Origin of the sequence: Streptomyces sp. NPDC057137, assembly GCF_042670825.1 — a bacterium.
GTDB lineage: Bacteria > Actinomycetota > Actinomycetes > Streptomycetales > Streptomycetaceae > Streptomyces.
The window spans coordinates 42,022-59,568 of sequence record NZ_JBHUUW010000040.1; the positions used below are offsets into that span (position 1 = coordinate 42,022).

Consider the following 17,547-nt stretch of genomic DNA (forward strand, 5'->3'; position numbering starts at 1 on the left):
ACGCCCAGCGACACAGGAGCCCCGTATGAGCCCGACCCCGACCCCGTCTCCGTCTCCGAATGACGCCGCGTCCGCCGGCGACGTACCCCGGAGCGCCGTGCATCAGGTCGAGTCGAACGGCGTGCGCCTGTGCGTCCAGACCTTCGGCAGCCCCGCCGATCCGACCGTTCTGCTGATCAGCGGCGCGACGAGTTCGATGGACGGCTGGGACGAGGAGTTCTGCGCCCGGCTCGCGGCCGGCGGGCGGCAGGTCGTCCGCTACGACCAGCGTGACACCGGGCAGTCGGTCACTTCCCCGGCCGGCGCCCCCGACTACACCTTCAACGATCTGATCGCGGACGCCGTCGGTCTGCTGGACACGCTCGGTGTGGACCGGGCGCATCTGGTGGGCATCTCCATGGGCGGCGGTCTCGCGCAGTCCCTGGCCGTCGCCCGTCCGGAGCGGGTCGCGACGCTCACGCTCGTCTCCACCAGCCCGGCGGGTCCCACCGGATCGGAACTGCCGCCCCCGTCCGAGCGCATGCGCGCGTCGTTCGCCGATCCGGCCCCCGAGCCGGACTGGTCGGACCGCGCGGCGGTGATCGAGTATCTGGTGGAGGGAGAGCGGCTGTTCGCCGGTCCGACGTCGTTCGACGAGGAAGAGGAGGAAGCAGTACGGGGGTTGGCGGGCCGAATCGTCGACCGCTCCACGGACATCGAGGCGGCCATGAAGAATCACTGGATCCTCGGGGAGGACGAGAAGCCGGTCACGGTCCGGCTGGCGGAGGTGTCCGCGCCCACCCTCGTCCTGCACGGCACGGAGGATCCGCTCTTCCCTCTCGACCACGGGCGGGCGCTGGCCGAGGGGATCCCCGACGCCCGTCTGGTCACCCTGGACGGGGTCGGTCACCAGCCTCCGCCGGCCCGGGTGTGGGACACGGCGATTTCCGCCGTCCTCCGCCACACGGACCGGTAACGACGCCTGCCCGGGACCGGCCGGAACTGCCTCGACCCGTCCCGGGTACGCCATTCACGTCACCCTCACGTCATTTCACTTCGCGTCATTTCACTTCACTTCGTTGAGCTGCCCCGTCGCCACGTCGAAAATAAACCCGCGGATCGCATCGGTGTGCGGAATGAACGGGCTGCCCGTGATCCGCCGAATCGACTGCCGTACGTCCTCCGCCAGGTCCGTGAATGCCTCGGCGGCCCACGGCGGCCGGATCCCGGTCTCGTTCTCGATGTCCCGCTTGAAATTGTCGTCGGTGAAGGTGAGCATCCCGCAGTCCGTGTGATGGATCAGAATGATCTCCCGGGTGCCCAGGAGCCGCTGACTGATCGCCAGGGAGCGGATCCCGTCGTCGGTGACCGCTCCCCCGGCGTTCCTGATCACATGGGCGTCGCCCTCGTTCAGGCCGAGAATGCGGTAGATGTCCAGCCGCGCGTCCATGCAGGCCACGACGGCGAGCCGACGGGCCGGGGGCAGATGCAGAGGCCCCGCGAATGATTCCGCGTAGCCCTCGTTGTTGTCGAGACATTCGTCGGTGACCGACACGACAGACCCACTTCCACAGTTGACGACGGAACTACGGTAGAGGGACGAAATTCGAACAGCGAAGCCGACAGACCGCCGCGCCACAGCTTTGCAATATTCCGGCAATAATCATGCCGTGTTGCCGTGTCATTACAGCCTCGTGGCCATTCCGGCGCCGCGCTTCCGCCCACGTCGGGTTGGCCTTTACGGTCCGGAGTCACGCGCCGGTGTCCGCCTGCCGTAGCGATCCGCCAGCCTTCTCTCTTCTCACCCGTGCGAGGCCGTCAGCCATGAGCCAGCCCGTCGACTCCGTCACCGCGGGGCACACGCCCGACGACAGTTCCCGGCAGGACCCCGGCGCCGCCTGGTCCTTCGAGACCAAGCAGATCCACTCGGGTGCCGAACCCGACCCGACGACCGGCGCCCGCGCGGTGCCGATCTACCAGACGACCTCGTTCGTCTTCCGCGACACCGAGCACGCCGCGGCCCTCTTCTCGCTCGCGGAGCCCGGCAACATCTACACCCGGATCCACAACCCCACGCAGGACGTCTTCGAGCAGCGGATCGCCGCGCTGGAGGGCGGTGTCGCCGCCGTGGCGCTCGCCTCCGGACAGGCCGCCGAGACGCTCGCGATCCTCACGCTGGCCCGCTCCGGCGACCACATCGTCTCCAGCACCTCGCTGTACGGCGGGACCTACAACCTGTTCCGCCACACGCTGCCGCGCTTCGGGATCGAGGTGTCCTTCGTCGACGACCCGGACGACATCGACGCCTGGCGGGCCGCTGTCCGTCCCAACACCAAGGCCCTGTTCGCCGAGACGCTCGGCAACCCGCGCGGCAACGTCCTCGACGTACGGGCGGTCGCCGACGCGGCCCACGACGCGGGGGTGCCGCTGATCGTCGACAACACGGTGCCAACTCCCTATCTGCTGCGCCCGATCGAGCACGGCGCGGACATCGTCGTCCACTCGGCGACCAAGTTCCTCGGCGGGCACGGCACGACCATCGGGGGCGTGGTGGTCGACGCCGGCACCTTCGACTTCGGCGCGCACGCCGAGCGGTTCGAGGACTTCCACACCCCGGACCCGAGCTACCACGGGCTGCGCTACTGGCCGGACCTCGGACCGAGCGCCTTCGCCGTGAAGCTGCGCGTCCAACTGCTGCGCGACATCGGCCCGGCGCTCTCGCCGCACTCCGCGTTCCTGCTGCTCCAGGGCGTCGAGACGCTGAGCCTGCGCGTCGAGCGCCACACGTCCAACGCCCTGGAACTGGCGCGCTGGCTGGAGCGGCGCGACGAGGTCGCCGCCGTGCACTACCCGGGTCTGGAGTCCAACCGCTGGCACGCGGCGGCCGAACGCTATCTGCCGCGCGGCGCCGGGGCGGTCCTCTCCTTCGAGCTGCGCGACGGTGTCGAGGCGGGCAAGCGGTTCGTGGACGCGGTGGAGCTGTTCAGCCACCTGGCCAACATCGGTGACGTACGGAGCCTGATCATCCACCCGGCGTCGACGACCCACAGTCAGCTCGACGAGGAGCAGTTGACCGCCACGGGCACCGCTCCGGGTCTGGTGCGGCTGTCGGTGGGGCTGGAGCACATCGACGATCTGAAGGCCGATCTCGAAGCGGGGTTCCGCGCCGCGAAGGGCGCGTCCTGAGCACGGCGCAGTCGACGGCGCGCCCCCTCCCGCCGGCCACCGGGGCCTGGCGGGAGGGGGATCTGCCGGGCCGCCGGGCCTGGGTGACCCTGGAGGATCCGCTGCCGCTGGAGGGCGGTGGGTCACTGCCAGGGGTGCGGATGGCGTACGAGACATGGGGGCGGCTCGCCGCCGACGGGTCGAACGCGGTGCTTGTCCTGCACGCGCTGACCGGTGACAGCCATGTCGCCGGTCCCGCCGGCCCCGGTCATCCGACGGCCGGCTGGTGGGACGCGCTGATCGGTCCCGGCAAGGCGTTCGACACCCGGCGGTGGTTCGTGGTCGCGCCCAATGTCCTGGGCGGCTGCCAGGGCACGACGGGTCCCGCGTCGGCCGGGCCTGACGGGACGCCGTGGGGGCCGTCGTTCCCGTATCTGACGCAGCGTGACCAGGTCGCCGCCGAGGCCCGGTTGGCCGACGCGCTGGGGATCGGGCGCTGGGCGGCGGTCGTCGGCGGCTCCATGGGCGGGATGCGGGCGCTCGAATGGGCGGTGAGCAGACCGGAGCGTACGGGATCCCTGCTGGTACTGGCGTGCCCGGCGGCGGCCTCGGCGGAGCAGATCGCCTGGGGCGCCGTGCAGATCGAGGCGATCCGCTCCGATCCCGGCTGGCAGGGCGGCCGTTACCACCGGGCCGGGCCGGGCGGCGGTCCGCACCGGGGGCTGGGGGTCGCGCGCCGGATCGCCCATGTGACGTACCGGAGCGAGCCGGAGCTGGCGACCCGGTTCGCCGGCGAGCCCCAGCCGGGCGAACACCCCTGGCGGGGCGGGCGGTACCAGGTGGAGTCGTATCTGGACCACCACGCCGACAAACTGGTGCGCCGGTTCGACGCGGGCAGCTATGTCGTGCTGACCGAGGCGATGAACGGCCATGACGTCGGACGTGACCGTGGTGGCGTCCGCTCCGCGCTGGGCCGGGTGCGGATGCCGACGCTCGTCGCCGGGGTCGGCTCGGACCGGCTCTATCCGCCCGCGCAGCAGGCGGAGTTGGCGGAGGCGATACCGGGCGCCGACCGGCTCAGGATCGTGGACTCGCCGTACGGGCACGACGGGTTCCTGATCGAGACGGCACAAGTCGGCGCCCTGGTGGAGGAGTTGCTGGCCGGGGTGTGAGCGGGCGGGATCAGTACGGCAGCGGCTCGTCGGCCAGGTAGGGCGGCGCGGGCTCGTACTGGATGTACCGGCGGACCGCGCGGGCGTGGTCACGTCCGTGGAGCCGGCCGACCAGCCACAGGGCCATGTCGATCCCGGCGGAGACGCCCTGGCTGGTGACCAGGTTCCCGTCCACCACGTAGCGGGCGTCGCGGACGACGGTGATGTCACCCCGGGCCTGCAGCTCGTCCTCGAACCCGTGGTGCGTGGCCACCCGTCGGCCGCGCGCGGGCCCGGCCTCGTGCAGGAGGAGGGAGCCGGTGCACACGCTGGTGACCCATTCGGTGCCGGCGGCCGTCGTGCCGATCCACTTCATCAGCGCGGCGTTGTCCACCTCGCGCCGGGTTCCCCCGCCGCCGGGGACGAGCAGCACGTCGAGCGGCGGGCAGTCGCCGAGCGTGTGGTCGGGCAGGACCCGCATGCCTTTGTTGCACCGGACCGGGTCGGGGCGCTCGGCCACCAGGACGGCGGTGTCGGCCTTGTCGCGCAGCATCGAGGAGGCGGTGAACACCTCCCAGGGGCCGACGAAGTCGAGTTCCTCCGCGCCGTCGAAGATCAGCAGTCCGTACGTGGTCACGGGCACTCCTTGGTCGTCATGTCTGGTCCTCGGTGTCCTCGGTCGACCGGAAGCGGTTCCGGTAGTCGGTCGGTGTCACGCCGCAGTGGCGGTGGAAGGCGCGCCGCAGTGATTCGGAGCTGCCGAGTCCGCAGCGGCGCGCGATGGTGGTGACCGGGTCGTCGCCGCCGGTCAGTGCCTGCTGGGCGGCCTCCACCCGTACGCGCTCCACGTACTCGGCCGGCCCCGTCCCCAGCTCCGCGGTGAATCGGCGCTGGAGGTGACGCGGGCTCAGCCCGGCGCGGGCGGCCAGATCCGCGAGGGTGTGCGGCGCGCCGGGGTCGGCGTGGACCGCCGCGACGACGGCCCGGATCGGGTCGGTGGCCGGCTGCGTGGACCAGAGGGGGACGCTGAACTGCGCCTGGCTGCCCGGCCTGCGCAGGAACAGCACGAGATGCTGGGCGACGGTGTGGGCGGCCTCCCGGCCGAGGTCGTCCTCGACCAGCGCGAGAGCCAGGTCCATGCCGGCGGTCACTCCGGCGGACGTCCAGACCCGTCCGTCGCGCACGAAGATCGGCCGGGTGTCCACGGTCAGGCCGGGATGCTCACGGCGCAGCTGACCGTCGCGGCTCCAGTGGGTGGTGACGCGGCGGCCGGTGAGCAGCCCGGTGGCGGCGAGCAGGAACACGCCGCTGCACACCGAGGTGATGCGGCGCGCCGTGGTCCCCGCCTCGGCGATCCACTCGACGAGGGCGGGGCCCTTCGCGGCGTCATCGACCCCGCTGCCGCCGGCCACCACCAGGGTGTCGATCCCGGCGGGATCCAGGTCGGCGATCCCGTGGTCGGCGTGGACGCGCAGCCCGCTGGTCGAGCGCGTCGGGCCCGCGACGGGGGCCACGATCCGGCAGTCGTAGCCGGGGCCGGGCCGGCCCGCCTGCTGGAACACCTCGAAGGGGCCCGAGAGGTCGAGTGACTGGAACCCCTCGAAGATCACGAAGACGACGCGTCGCTGCTGCACGTCGTTCAGCCTGCGTCCCCGGCGCCGACGTCGTCAACGACGTACGGCCCACACATCGCGCCATGGGCCGGGCGATCCGGTCGGGGGACCTGGTCCGGCGATCTGGTCGGGCGATCTGGTCGGGTGAACCGTCGGCCAGGCTGCCGATGAACATAATTCGATCATGTTTGAGTACCTTTTATGAAGAATCGCCTGAAACTCAGCACGTTCCTGGTCGCCACGAGCGCGGTCGTGGTGGCCGCCGGTCCGCTGCCCGCCACGGCGCAGCCGGCCGCCGCCCAGCCCCACATCGCGCCGCTGCACCGCTCCGCGGCGCCTCTGGTGGACCGCTACATCGTCTCCATCGACGCGGCGTTCGACGCCACCAAGCTGCTCAACCGGGCCGGGGTGAAGCCCCTGTTCACGTACACGAGCGTGCTGCGCGGGTTCGCGGCCCAGCTCAGCACCGCCCAGCTCAGGACCATCCGCGCGACGCCCGGCGTGACGGCCGTCGAGGAGGACTCCGAGGTCAAGGCGCTGGAGACCACGCCGTCGAACAGCCGCGTGCCCGCCTCGTCCTGGGGCCTGGACCGGATCGACCAGCAGGCGCTGCCGCTGGACGGCCAGTACAACGCGCGGAACACCGGCAAGGGTGTCACCGCGTACGTCATCGACACGGGCATCGATTTCGACCACGCCGAGTTCGGCGGGCGCGCCAAGCCGGGTTACGACGCCATCGGGGACGGCGGGCAGGGCAAGGACTGTCAGGGCCACGGCACGCACGTGGCGGGTACGGTGGCCGGCCGTACGTACGGTGTGGCTCCCGAGGCCGACCTGGTGAGCGTCCGGGTCCTGGACTGCCAGGGCAAGGGCACCTGGTCGGGGATCCTGGCCGGCTTCGACTGGGTCGCCGCCGACGCCAAGCAGCCGGCCGTGCTCAACGGCTCGCTCGGCGGCCCGAAGTCCGCCGCGGTGAACAGTGCGGCGACCGCGCTGTCGAAGAAGGGCGTCCTGCCGATCCTCGCCGCCGGCAACGACGGGGTGGACGCCTGCTCGGTCTCGCCGGCCTCGGCGGACGGGGTCGTGACGGTCGGCGCCACCGACAAGACCGACAAGCAGAGCGGCTTCTCCAACCACGGGAGGTGTCTGTCGCTGTACGCGCCGGGCGCCGCGATCGTGTCGGCCAAGCTCGGCGGCGGCGACGTCGCCCTGAACGGTACGTCGATGGCCTCCCCCCATGTCGCCGGTGTGGCCGCGCTCTACAAGGCGGAGCACCCGGACGCCACTCCGGGCGAGCTGGCCGACTGGCTCGGTGGCGCGGCCACGGAGAACAAGCTGTCCGCTGTCAGCGAGGGCTCGCCGAACCGGCTCCTGTTCACCGACGGTCTCTGACAGGAGGGCGCCGACGGCCGGGCGGAGACCCACATGGCGCATGAAGAAGCGATTCAGCAGCCGCTGTTCGAGCGATGAACCGAGCTGTTCGGAGAACATCCGCACGGGCCGGGACAAGGTTTCGACGACCTGTTCCACCCCACCCGCACCATAGGAGTGTCCTGTGCGACTTCGTACCAGTGTGGCTGCCACCGTCGGCGCCCTCGCCCTCGTCATCACCCTGCCCACCTCGGCCGGCGCGGCCCAGGGTGACTTCACCTACCAGCACGTCAACCGGGCCGGCGTCGCGCAGACGTCGGGTCTGGTGGACCCGCAGAGCCGCGAGTGCATCACGCTCCCCGAGGTCAGCCACGAGCGGTCGGCGCCGGCGCACAGCCCCCGCAACAACACGGACGCCACGGCGACCGTGTTCGCGGGCGTCGACTGTGAAGGCCCGCACTTCTCCCTGCGGCCCAACGGGGGCCACGCCTCCGAGCGGCTGCAGGTCCGTTCGGTCGTCTTCAGCTGACCGGCTGACCGACCGAACCACGGACCGGCAGATCCGGCCGGCCACCGAGCCGACCGGATCTGCCGATCAGCCGCCCCGCCACGAGCGTCCCGCCCGTGCCGGGGCGGCGCCATGTCCGACAACCCTCCCGGTGGGCGGGCGCGGTGGTGGGGTGGCGGGGGCGCGGTACGGGCCCTGGGTTAGTTTTTCGGTATGCCCTCTGACAATGACGCACGTTTCGGCAGGATCGGTATCTGGAGTTCGGCCCTGCACCCCTCGGAGCCGGCCGACGTCGCGGCGGTCGCCGCGGCGGTCTCCGAGCTCGACTCGCTCGGGTACGGGACGATCTGGATGGGCGGCAGCCCGTCGCTCGACCAGGTGGTTCCCGTGGTCGAGGCGACCCGGCACATCACCGTCGCGACCGGCATCCTCAGCATCTGGGACCACCAGGCACCGGCGGTCGCCGAACAGGCGGCGCGGATCCGGCGGGACTCGGCGGGGCGCTTCGTCCTCGGACTGGGCGTCAGCCACAGCGGATTCAACCCGAACTACGCACGGCCCTACTCGACCATGGTCGAGTATCTCGACGCCCTGGACGCCGTGGCCGACACGGTCCCCGCGTCGGGGCGCGTCCTCGCCGCGCTCGGCCCGAAGATGCTGAAGCTCGCCGCGGAGCGCTCGGCGGGCGCGCACCCCTATCTCGTCACGGCCGAACACACGGCGGAGGCGCGCGCGGCGCTCGGTCCGGACGCGCTGCTCGCGCCGGAACTCACCGTCGTACTCGACACGGACATCGACCAGGCCCGGACCGTCGCGCGCGGGATGCTGTCGATGTATCTGCAACTGCCGAACTACACCAACAACCTGCTCCGACTCGGCTTCACCGAGAGCGACTTCGCGGACGGCGGCAGCGACCGGCTGCTGGCCGCGCTCTTCGCGCTCGGCGACGCCGGGACGGTGCGCGCCCGGGTCGAGGAGTACGTGGCCGCCGGCGCCGACCATCTGGCGCTCCAGGTCCTCTCGGGCGACCGGCACAAGGGGCTGCCGCTCGCCGAGTGGCGCACGCTGGCCGAGGCGCTGGAACTGACCCCCCGAGCCTGACGCACTGTCACAACCGCGCCGGTACCGACGAGTTGATGTCGGCACCGGCGCGGTCGTGTCGGGCGAGCGGCTTCACGGAAGCGAAGACCACGGACGGGCGGACCGGTCAGACGCGTTCCAGGACGATCACGGGGATCTCCCGGTCCGTCTTGGTCTGGTAGTTGTCGTAGTCGGGCCAGACCTCGGCCATCCGGCGCCACATCTCCGGCTTCTCCTCCGGGGTCGCGGTGCGCGCGCGGGCGGTGAAGCGGTCGCCCTTCACCTGGACGCGCACCTCGGGGTCGGCCTGGATGTTGAGATACCACAGGGGAGGCGCGTCGCTGCCGCCGTGGGAGGCGACGATCAGGAAGTCGTCACCGTGGGGCCGGTAGATGAGGGGGGTGCTGCGCTGCTCGCCGCTCTTGCGGCCGGTGGTGGTCAGGATCAGCGTGGTCGTCCCGTTCTGCCAGTCGTGTCCCACCTCGCCGTCGGTCTCCTGGTAGCGCTTGACGTGCTCTTTGCCGAACAGCATCTGCCGTCTCCTTCTGCGTCTCGCTCTGCCCTCGGCATCCGCGTGGGGACGCCCTTCGGGCCCGTGCGAATCCGACCGTAGCAACGTCCGCGCGGTGGCGGCCGTTGTGCGGCGCGTGCCGCGCGCCGCGTGTCCGAGACGGTGAACGGCGGTCCGGAGGCAGTTATTCCGAGGCGTCGGTACCGCGATTACCGGGGCAGTCTGCCCAGTTGCAACGTGTCGGCGAAGGAGTCCTCCCACGTGCGCCATTTCCCGGCGACTTCCGAGGGCTTTACATATGCGTACGCGTAACCGTACTCACCCTCGTACGCGTGCTCCGCCGCGACGGGTGTCGTCCCCCGCGCGTGACCGTCGGCGTAACCGTCCTGGATTTCCGACTCGTCGATCAGTGAGGGGCTGGCACGGTCCATCCGCAGCGCGTCCACGGATTCCGCGAGAAGTTCATATTCCGTCGTTTCGTCGCGCGTGGCGACGCGAATGAGATGACCCGCCGCCAGATGTTCCGCGACCCGGTCCTGATGGGCCTGATTGTCGCGCCAGGCCCGCAGCATCTGGGGTACGTCGGGGGCGGTGTCCGCCAGGGGGGCGAGCGCCTGGGCGGGAAAATTGTCATTGTCGGGGCTCGGATCGAGGCGTTCCGCAATCCAGGTCGCCCGGTCCCGTAACCACCACAGTGCAAGTGACAGAGTGGGTGCGCGATACGTTCCCAGGGGTACGCCTATACGCTGGCCGCCACTGACTCCGTAGGCGGTGACATGGCACAGGAATTCATCATGCACGGCCGCTCTCCTCGCGCCGTTCATTGGTGGCCCGGTGGCCTGGGACGTAATGCTTTGGTGCTGAAGGTGCGCGGTGGCGGGGGCGATTCCCGGAGAGCAGAATGAATGATCTTTTGGGACGCCCCAACGTATTATTATGTAGTTCGCCGACCGAGTGTCACTGCATCATTCTGGCCAGAGTTCGAGTGTGCTAATCCCTCTCCATGGCCGAATTTCGGTCGCGGCGCGAGAGCCCGTCCGCTCGCGGCGGAGACGGCGGTCGTCCCCCAACCGCCTTGCACCGCACCGACCTTGACGTTCACTGTATGGAGTAGCAGTGGAACGCTGCGGCACAGGACAACAGGGGGCACATGATGACGGGGAGAGACAGTGACGAACAGGGGACGGGCGGGGGCTCGGAAGCGGGCAGAGACCCGGCCGCCGACGCGGGGAGGAGCGCCGGCGAACCCAACGACGCCGTACCGCCGTCGGCACCGGTTCCGGCACAGCGGCCGCTGACACCACCGCCGCCCACCGCACCGCCCGCATCACCGCCCGCGTCACCGCCGGGCCAGTCTCCGGTGACACCGCCGCCACCGGCGCAGCCGCCGGCCTTCGGCCCGCCCCCGCCGGCGTTCGGGCCTCCGCCCCCGCCCGCCGCTCCACCCCAGCCCGTCGGCCCGCCACCCGCGTCCGGTCATGTCGCCGCCGTCGCGCTCTTCAACCTCACCGGCCTCGGGCTCGGTTACGCCCTGATCCGTGACTGGCTGCGGCTCGCCCTCGCCCTGGCGGCGACCGCGCTGTTCCTGCTCCTCGTGCTGCCCGCCGACACCGACGGCGCATCCGGCCTTCTTGTCGCGCTGTACGCCCTGGTGCTGATCGGCGCGGCCCTCGACGGCGCGCGGCGTGCGCGGGTCCCGGTCCCGCGACCGCCGCTGGTGCTCCCCGCCCTGCGGCCCGCCGTGGCCGTCGCCCTGGCTCTCGTACTGCTCGCCATACCGGTGGGCGGGGCGGTCGCCTACGAGGCGGCGCAGGACGAGGCCGTCGAGCGGATGCTGCTCGGCAGGCTCGACGAGGCCGACAAGAAGGTCGAGGCGACGCGCGCGAGCGGGGGCAGCAGCAAGGACAAGAGCGCGGGGTTCACGTCCGCCCTCGGCGTCTACCGCGAACTCGGCGAGAACGAGGGGGATTCGAGGGCCGGCAAGCTCGTGCCCAAGCGGCTGGCGGCGTTCTACGACGCCGTGTCCGTCCCGTACACCGAGAAGAACTACTGCGAGGCCGTCGACGCCCTCAAGTACCTGCGTGACGTGCCCGGTTCGATCGACGACGCCCTGCTCGGCAAGCTGGCCAAGTGGCCCGACCAGCCGTTGGCCACCTCATTCCTGGAGTGCGGGAAGCTGGGACTGACCGCGGGCGCGTCGGGCACCGACGGCGGTGAGCTGGCCGAACTCATCTCCACGTTCCCGAAGTCGACGCAGGCGGCGGCCGTGAAGCCGGCCGTCGACGCGGCGATCAAGGAGCGTGCCGGAACACTGGGCGGAGCCGACCCGTGCACGTCCACCACGGAGTTGGAGAACATCTCCGAGATGGTGAACTCCTTCGAGACGGACACCGCCGCCCTGAAGAAGAGCGCCGCGTCGGCCGTGGAGTCCGGCACCTACGCGTGCGGTGTGGACCAGTTCAAGGACAAGCATTTCGACCTCGCCCTGGAGACGCTGACCTCGTTCCGGTCCACGTACAAGGACAGCAAGCGCAAGGACCGCGCACGGGACATCGCCATCGCCGCCGAGATCGCCGCGGAGCGCGGGGCGGCCGGCAAGCGTCTGCCGCCGGAGAAGGCGCCCGGCGGTCCCCGGCTGGAAGTGGTGATCAGCAACGACGCCTCGGACGCGGTGGAGATCCTCTACACCGGGCCCGTGACCGGCACGATCAAGATCAAGGCGTGCGGGGGCTGCGAGAACTACTCCAGCTACGACGCGGTCAACAGGGCCTGCAAGGACTCCGGCAAGGGCTACCCGAAGAAGACGCTGCGGCTGCCCGTGGGTGACTACCACTTCCTGCTCAAGCACTCCGGGGACGCGGCCGACGACGTCACCAGCACGACGGACGGGATGTCGATAGATCCCGGCTACTCGTACACGTACTGCAGCTATGTGGTCGAGTCGGGCCCGTTCGACTCCATCCGGCCGGCGGACCCGATCGACCCGGTGCTGGCCAGGTAGGGCCTGCCTCGTAGGATCCACGGCATGGGTATGACCTGAGCACACGAGCGTGGTCCGAGACCACCTAGCGGCGCCCGGCAGCCGCCGGGCCGCGTTCGTGTGCCGTCAAACCCCAGCCCAGGAGAGACCAGCCCCATGCCCCTGCCGTACGTATCGCCCTCCCCCGTCCTGAACCGCCGCGTCGAGCGGCTGCGTGAACTCGCCGAGGCCGAACCGCGCCTGGACGGCGTCCTGTTGTACGGGTCGTGGACCCTCGGGGAGTCGGACGAGCACTCCGACCTCGACGCGTATCTCTTCGTCCGGGACGCGGACGCCGACACCTTCGACGGGCGGGAGTTCGTCGAGCGGCTGGCACCGCTGAAGCTGGCCCACACCAATATGTACGGGATCCTCGCCGTGGTCTTCGAGGACCTGATGCGCGGGGAGTTCCACGTCGATCCGGCAGGTCCCGGCATCGATCTGATCCCGTCGTGGGAGGGGATGGTGCATCTCCCCGACCCCGACTCCGCCGTCCTGCTCGACCGCACCGGGCGGCTGACCGCCGCCGCCCGCCGGCTCGCCGAGTTCCGGCCGCCGGAGCCGGTGTCCACGGCCCAGGAGCTGTGCGACGAACTCGCCAACTGGACGCTGATGCTGGCGCATGTGAGAGCGCGCGGCGAGATCGCCCGCGCGTACAACCTGCTGCACGCCGTCGTCGCACCGCTGCAGTTGAAGCTCTGCCGGCTGTTGCGCAACTCCACGGCGCACTGGCTCACGCCGAGCCGCGCGCTGGAGCGGGACCTGCCGGAGGCCGACCGCGCGCGCCATCTCGCGACCACCGGCGGGGCGCGCCCCGCCGAGCTCCGGGCGGCGGCCATGGAGAGCTGGCGATGGAGCCGCGAGCTGGCCGCCGAGGCCACGGCGCGCTGGGGCACCGTACTGCCGCTCCAACTGCACGACGAGATCGCGGAGTTGCTGGCCGAGGGGTGAGTCCCGGCGGGGACTAGGGGGTGTGCGACGCTGCCCGGCGGGCCGTGAGCAGGGCCAGTGGTGTTGTCGCCGCCCAGGCCTGTGGGGAGCAGGAGTGCGGGTACGGGACGGGTCCCTGGCCGTCCTCCCTCGTGTGGCCCGCGATGACCTCGGGCAGCCGGTGGCCGTGCGCCGCCGCTGCGGCGAGGAGGCCGTCGCTCACCCGCGCCGCCTCCTCGTGCAGTCCGTGGCGCGCGAGTCCGAGCGCGATGACCGCGTTGTCGTGGGGCCAGATGGAGCCGCGGTGGTAGGAGAGCGGGTGGTACGCGGCCTGGCCCGCCGCGAGGGTGCGGATACCCCAGCCGGAGAAGAAGTCGGGCTCCAGCAGCCGGCGGCCGACCGTACGGCCGCGCTCGTCGTCCAGGATGCCCGACCAGAGCAGATGTCCCGCGTCCGAGGCGAGCGCGTCGACCTGGCGGCCCGTGCCGTCGAGGGCGAGGGCGGGAAAGCCGCTGCCGGCCAGCCAGAAGTCGTCGTGGAAGCGGGTCCGCAACTCGTCGGCCGCCGCGTCCAGTTGGTCCGCCCAGCGAGGGTCGTCCCATGCCGTACGGGCGAGGGTCGCCGCACCGCGCAGGGCGTCGTACGCGTATCCCTGGGCCTCGGACACCGCGATGGTGCCCGTCGCCTGCGTGCCGTCGGCGAAGCAGACCGCGCCGACGGAGTCCTTCCAGTTCTGGTTGAGCAGGCCGCCGGGGTCGGACGCGTAGACGAGATAGCCGTGCCGGTCGAGTCCGCCGTGTTCGAACATCCAGCGGATCGCCGCGCGGGCGTGGGGCTGGAGGCGGCGCGCGAGGGCGGGGTCGCCGGTCTGCCGGGCGTGGGCGGCGAGGAGCGCGACGAAGAGCGGGGTGCTGTCGACGGAGCCGTAGTAGCGGCCGTAGGGGACCTGCCGGAAGTGGGACAGCTCGCCGTGGCGGATCTCGTGCACGATCTTGCCGGGCTGGGCGACGGACAGCGCGTCGTGGGTCGTGGCCTGGGTTGCGGCGAGCGCGAGGAGGGTCGACTCGGCGACGCGCGGCCGGTGGGGCAGTGTGAAGAACGAGGTGAGCAGGGAGTCGCGACCGAAGAGGGTGAGGAACCAGGGGACTCCGGCCCCGGGGACACGCAGGTCCTCGCCGTCCGGACCGGTGGCCGGGATGTGCAGCAGCGCGAGGTCGGCGAGGCCCTGGGCGCAGGCGCGGGCGAGTGGGATGTCGTCGACCGGGGTGTCGCCGTCCGGGCCAGGGTCCAACTGCGGTCTCTCGGTTCGTACGTGGTCGTCGGCCTCTTCGGGACTGATGGGGGCGGGCGGCGGTTCGGGGGCGCCGTGGGCGCGTGCCGTGACGGTCAGGGTGAGTTCGGCGCTGCCGTGGGCGGGCAGCGGCAGGTGCCAGGTGAGGTCGCGGCCGGTGCCGTGGTCCGTGACGGCCGTCGGCGCGGGGACGGCGGTGACCGTGGTGGACGATCGCCAGTCGCCGCGCCGGTAGGTGAACTCGACGCCGCCGGGCACGGCGTGGACGACCCGGCCTGCGCCGGGCTTGTCGTACGTACGGCCGTCGCCACGCAGCTCGAACTGGTCGGCGAAGTCCGCGTCCGCCTCGACGGTGACGGCGACGGTGGTGGCCTGGGCGATGTTGCTGGTGACCCGTACGCGCTCCACCAACCGGCCGTGTGCGAGCGCCTGTCGGCGCAGCAGCGTCCAGGCGGAGGGCTCGTCGCGGGTGCTGCTCGCGGTGAGTACCGCTGCCGTGCCGCCGGTGGGATCGGCGGGGACGAGGATGGTGGGTACGGCTCCGTCGACGGTGAGCCGCCAGCTGCTGAGGTGGCGCGCGTCGCGGACGAACAGACCGTCGGGCGAGCGGCCCCGGGTGCCGGTGATGTCGCCTCTGCCGTCGAGTGCCGCGAACGTACCTGCGTGGACGAGGAGTTGGGGTGGGGTGCTCATCGTTCCTCCCCCGGGTCCTCGGTGCGTGCCAGCAGGTCGAGCACGACGGCCGCGGTCCAGCTGAAGTCGGTCGTGCCGCGTGCCCGGCCGGTGCGCGGGTCGACGTACTCGGCGAAGCCGGAGGCCCCGGCCGACGCGAGGATCGCCTGCCGCAGGTCGTCCGCGCGAGCGAGCGCGCCGTGCTGGCGAAGTCCGCGCTCGACGGCCCAGTTGATGTTGAACCAGGCCGGTCCGCGCCAGTAGCGGGAGGCGTCGAACGAGCGCCCGCGCAGGTCGTAACTGGGGGCGAGTGCCGTGGTGGAGCCGAGTCCGAAGTGTTCGCCGGACGCGGTGCGCAGCAGCGCCGCCACGACATGGCCGGGCAGGTCCGGTACGAGCAGCGGGAGCAGTCCGGTGACGCTCTTCTCCTCGATGGGTGTGCCGGTGCGCAGGTCGTGGCAGAGGAACAGGCCGGCTTCGGGGTGCCAGAGGCGCCCCACCAGCGCGGTGGTGAGGGCGCGGGCGCGTTCCCGGTGCGGTTCCGGGTCCTGACCGAGTGTCAGGGCGATTGCGGCGAGGGCGTGTTCGGAGACGATGAGGAAGGCGTTGAAGCCGGGGTCCTCGACGACGAAGCCGTGCGGCGCACGGGGACCCGCGTCGGTGTGGGTGTCGTTGTCCGTGTCGGTGTCGGTGTAGCCGCGGTCGCGGTAGTCGGTGGCCAGGCGTACGTAGCGGCCGTAGTCCAGGTCGGTGGGCCGGTCCGCCGCGTCGCCGTGTGTGAGGTCGGCGCGGCGGAAGGAGGTGGCGGGCGCAGGTTCGACGCGCTCCAACGGCCGGTCCCAGCAAGGGCTGTTGTCCATGCCCGGCTCCCACGGGTGCAGGACGGACGCGAGGCCCTCGCCGCCGAAGTCACGGTTCGCCCGCAGATAGCCGTGCCACGCGGTGAGCCGTGGGTAGACCCGCTCCAGGAAGCGGCGCCGCCCGGACGACTCGGGGTCGCTCTCGTGGACGAGCCACGCGGCCAGGGCGTGTACGGGCGGCTGGACGATCCCGGAGGTCTCGATGCCCGGGGGCGCGCCCACCGCGGCTCCGGCGGTGCTGGAGCGCCAGAAGTCGGGGCTCGGGAAGTAGGCGTCGAGCGGCACGGCCGGGTTGAACACGATGTGCGGGATACGCCCGTCGTCCCACTGCGCGCCGAGGAGCGTTTCGAGTTCGCGCTGGGCCCGGCGGGGCGAGAGACGGGACAGGCCGACGGCGATGAACGCGGAGTCCCAACTCCACTGGTGCGGATAGAGGGTGTGGGACGGCACGGTCGAGGCGCCGGTCCAGTTGGCGAGCAGTACGCGGGACGCCGCGTCGCGCAGGGCCCGGCGGCCGGTGCGCGCCCCGGTCCCGGACGTGCCCGGCGCGGGGGACGGGGGCGTGGTGGCGGTGGTGGCCGTCATGCACCCGACCTTCGCAGCAGGGTGGGGATGGACCGTACGGCTTCGACGGGGTCGCCGGTCAGCCGGCACTCGGCGGCGAGGTAGCCCTCGTAGCCGATGGCGTGCAGCGCGGAGAGCCAGGCGGGCCAGTCGAGATGACCGGCGCCGGGCTGGAACCGGTTGGAGTCGCTGACCTGCGCGTGCCCGATGTACGGGGCGGCGGCGAGGATGGCGCCCGCCGGGTCGGCCTCCTCGATGTTCATGTGGTAGCTGTCGATGCCGATCCGGACCGAGTCGAGGCCGACGGCGCGGATCAACTCGGCTGCCTGGTCGAGCCGGTTGACCATGTGGTCCTCGTACCGGTTGAGCGGCTCCAGGAAGAGGGAGACACCCTCCTTGTGCGCGTGTTCGCCGAGTTCGGTGAGCCCGTCGAGCAGTACGGTGCGCTCCTCCTCGGCGCCGCGCGGCGGCTCGAACGGCGGCAGCCTGCGGGAGAACATGCCGTACGACGCCGGGGTCTGGGCGCCGAGTCCGCCGAGTTCGGCGATCACGGAGAGCTGGGACTTGAGCTGGACGATCGCGTCGCGCCGTTGGTCGGCGTCGAACGCTCCGAAGAAGTGGAGCATGTCGACGCAGACGGTCGGCATGACGACGCCGTCCCGCCGGGCCCGGCGGAGTTCGGGGAGGCGTTCCTGGAAGTGGAGGTCGCCCTTGGCGCGCAGTTCGATCGCGTCGAATCCGGCGTCACGCGCGAAGTCCCACTTCTGCTGAAGGGTCTCCCCCGGCAGCAACTGCTCCTGGCAAGCGGTCTTGAGCATCGGTGACATCGATGA

15 protein-coding genes and 1 pseudogene are annotated in these 17,547 nt (G+C 71.4%); 8 read left to right on the top strand and 8 right to left on the bottom strand.

Translation table 11 applies throughout. The annotated features are described in order from the left end of the window. Positions 1-25 precede the first annotated feature (25 nt). A complete protein-coding gene (locus tag ACFT9I_RS26835; RefSeq protein ID WP_382568293.1) occupies positions 26-955 on the top strand; it encodes an alpha/beta fold hydrolase in 930 nt (309 codons plus the stop codon). A gap of 90 nt (positions 956-1,045) precedes the next feature. Here ACFT9I_RS26835 and ACFT9I_RS26840 read toward each other — a convergent pair whose 3' ends face one another. Then, positions 1,046-1,534, bottom strand: a complete 489-nt coding sequence (locus ACFT9I_RS26840; protein WP_382568295.1) for a beta-class carbonic anhydrase — start codon at positions 1,532-1,534, stop codon at positions 1,046-1,048. A 269-nt stretch (positions 1,535-1,803) separates the two neighbouring features. Here ACFT9I_RS26840 and ACFT9I_RS26845 point away from each other — a divergent pair, with 269 nt between their 5' ends. Further along, on the top strand, positions 1,804-3,165 hold the full coding sequence (locus tag ACFT9I_RS26845; RefSeq protein WP_382568296.1) for a bifunctional o-acetylhomoserine/o-acetylserine sulfhydrylase: 1,362 nt from the start codon (positions 1,804-1,806) through the stop codon (positions 3,163-3,165). Continuing rightward, complete coding sequence (locus ACFT9I_RS26850; protein ID WP_382568341.1) at positions 3,162-4,316, top strand: homoserine O-acetyltransferase; 1,155 nt, start codon at positions 3,162-3,164, stop codon at positions 4,314-4,316. Before ACFT9I_RS26845 ends, ACFT9I_RS26850 begins: the two co-directional genes overlap by 4 nt. Before the next feature lie 10 nt (positions 4,317-4,326). Here ACFT9I_RS26850 and ACFT9I_RS26855 read toward each other — a convergent pair whose 3' ends face one another. Together ACFT9I_RS26855 and ACFT9I_RS26860 are read right to left on the bottom strand one after the other, a co-directional pair. Beyond that, on the bottom strand, positions 4,327-4,932 hold the full coding sequence (locus ACFT9I_RS26855; protein WP_382568298.1) for a DJ-1/PfpI family protein: 606 nt from the start codon (positions 4,930-4,932) through the stop codon (positions 4,327-4,329). Positions 4,933-4,948: 16 nt separating this feature from the next. Continuing rightward, positions 4,949-5,929, bottom strand: coding sequence for a GlxA family transcriptional regulator (locus ACFT9I_RS26860; protein WP_382568300.1), 981 nt, complete (start codon positions 5,927-5,929; stop codon positions 4,949-4,951). 180 nt (positions 5,930-6,109) lie between these two features. On the opposite strand from ACFT9I_RS26860, the gene ACFT9I_RS26865 reads away from it, so the two are divergent. The 3 genes from ACFT9I_RS26865 (at position 6,110) to ACFT9I_RS26875 (ending at position 8,888) form a co-directional block, all read left to right on the top strand. Then, a complete protein-coding gene (locus ACFT9I_RS26865; RefSeq protein ID WP_382568302.1) occupies positions 6,110-7,300 on the top strand; it encodes a S8 family peptidase in 1,191 nt (396 codons plus the stop codon). A gap of 163 nt (positions 7,301-7,463) precedes the next feature. Further along, complete coding sequence (locus tag ACFT9I_RS26870; protein WP_382568304.1) at positions 7,464-7,808, top strand: hypothetical protein; 345 nt, start codon at positions 7,464-7,466, stop codon at positions 7,806-7,808. Positions 7,809-8,000: 192 nt separating this feature from the next. After that, positions 8,001-8,888, top strand: coding sequence for an LLM class F420-dependent oxidoreductase (locus tag ACFT9I_RS26875; RefSeq protein WP_382568305.1), 888 nt, complete (start codon positions 8,001-8,003; stop codon positions 8,886-8,888). Positions 8,889-8,994: 106 nt separating this feature from the next. On the opposite strand, the gene ACFT9I_RS26880 is transcribed toward ACFT9I_RS26875, so the two are convergent. Both ACFT9I_RS26880 and ACFT9I_RS26885 read right to left on the bottom strand, forming a co-directional pair. Next, positions 8,995-9,399 carry a nitroreductase family deazaflavin-dependent oxidoreductase gene (locus ACFT9I_RS26880; protein WP_382568307.1) on the bottom strand — a complete coding sequence of 135 codons (405 nt, stop codon included), beginning with the start codon at positions 9,397-9,399 and terminating at the stop codon, positions 8,995-8,997. A 383-nt stretch (positions 9,400-9,782) separates the two neighbouring features. Next, positions 9,783-10,178 (bottom strand): annotated as a pseudogene (locus ACFT9I_RS26885) (hypothetical protein); the annotation flags it as partial. 350 nt (positions 10,179-10,528) lie between these two features. On the opposite strand from ACFT9I_RS26885, the gene ACFT9I_RS26890 reads away from it, so the two are divergent. Both ACFT9I_RS26890 and ACFT9I_RS26895 read left to right on the top strand, forming a co-directional pair. Beyond that, entirely contained in the window at positions 10,529-12,379 is a 1,851-nt protein-coding gene (locus ACFT9I_RS26890; RefSeq protein ID WP_382568309.1) for a hypothetical protein, read from the top strand. 135 nt (positions 12,380-12,514) lie between these two features. Further along, positions 12,515-13,348 carry a nucleotidyltransferase domain-containing protein gene (locus tag ACFT9I_RS26895; RefSeq protein ID WP_382568310.1) on the top strand — a complete coding sequence of 278 codons (834 nt, stop codon included), beginning with the start codon at positions 12,515-12,517 and terminating at the stop codon, positions 13,346-13,348. 13 nt (positions 13,349-13,361) lie between these two features. Here the strand turns inward: ACFT9I_RS26895 and ACFT9I_RS26900 are convergent, their stop codons facing one another. From ACFT9I_RS26900 to ACFT9I_RS26910, 3 genes are read right to left on the bottom strand one after another with little or no spacing between them, the layout of a single operon-like run. Then, positions 13,362-15,311, bottom strand: coding sequence for a glycogen debranching N-terminal domain-containing protein (locus ACFT9I_RS26900; RefSeq protein ID WP_382568312.1), 1,950 nt, complete (start codon positions 15,309-15,311; stop codon positions 13,362-13,364). After that, positions 15,308-16,735 (bottom strand): hypothetical protein, encoded by a 1,428-nt coding sequence (locus ACFT9I_RS26905; protein ID WP_382568314.1) that lies wholly within the window; start codon positions 16,733-16,735, stop codon positions 15,308-15,310. The genes ACFT9I_RS26900 and ACFT9I_RS26905 overlap by 4 nt, the downstream gene beginning before the upstream one ends. Next, on the bottom strand, positions 16,732-17,532 hold the full coding sequence (locus tag ACFT9I_RS26910) for a sugar phosphate isomerase/epimerase family protein (protein WP_382568316.1): 801 nt from the start codon (positions 17,530-17,532) through the stop codon (positions 16,732-16,734). Before ACFT9I_RS26910 ends, ACFT9I_RS26905 begins: the two co-directional genes overlap by 4 nt. Positions 17,533-17,547 lie beyond the last annotated feature (15 nt).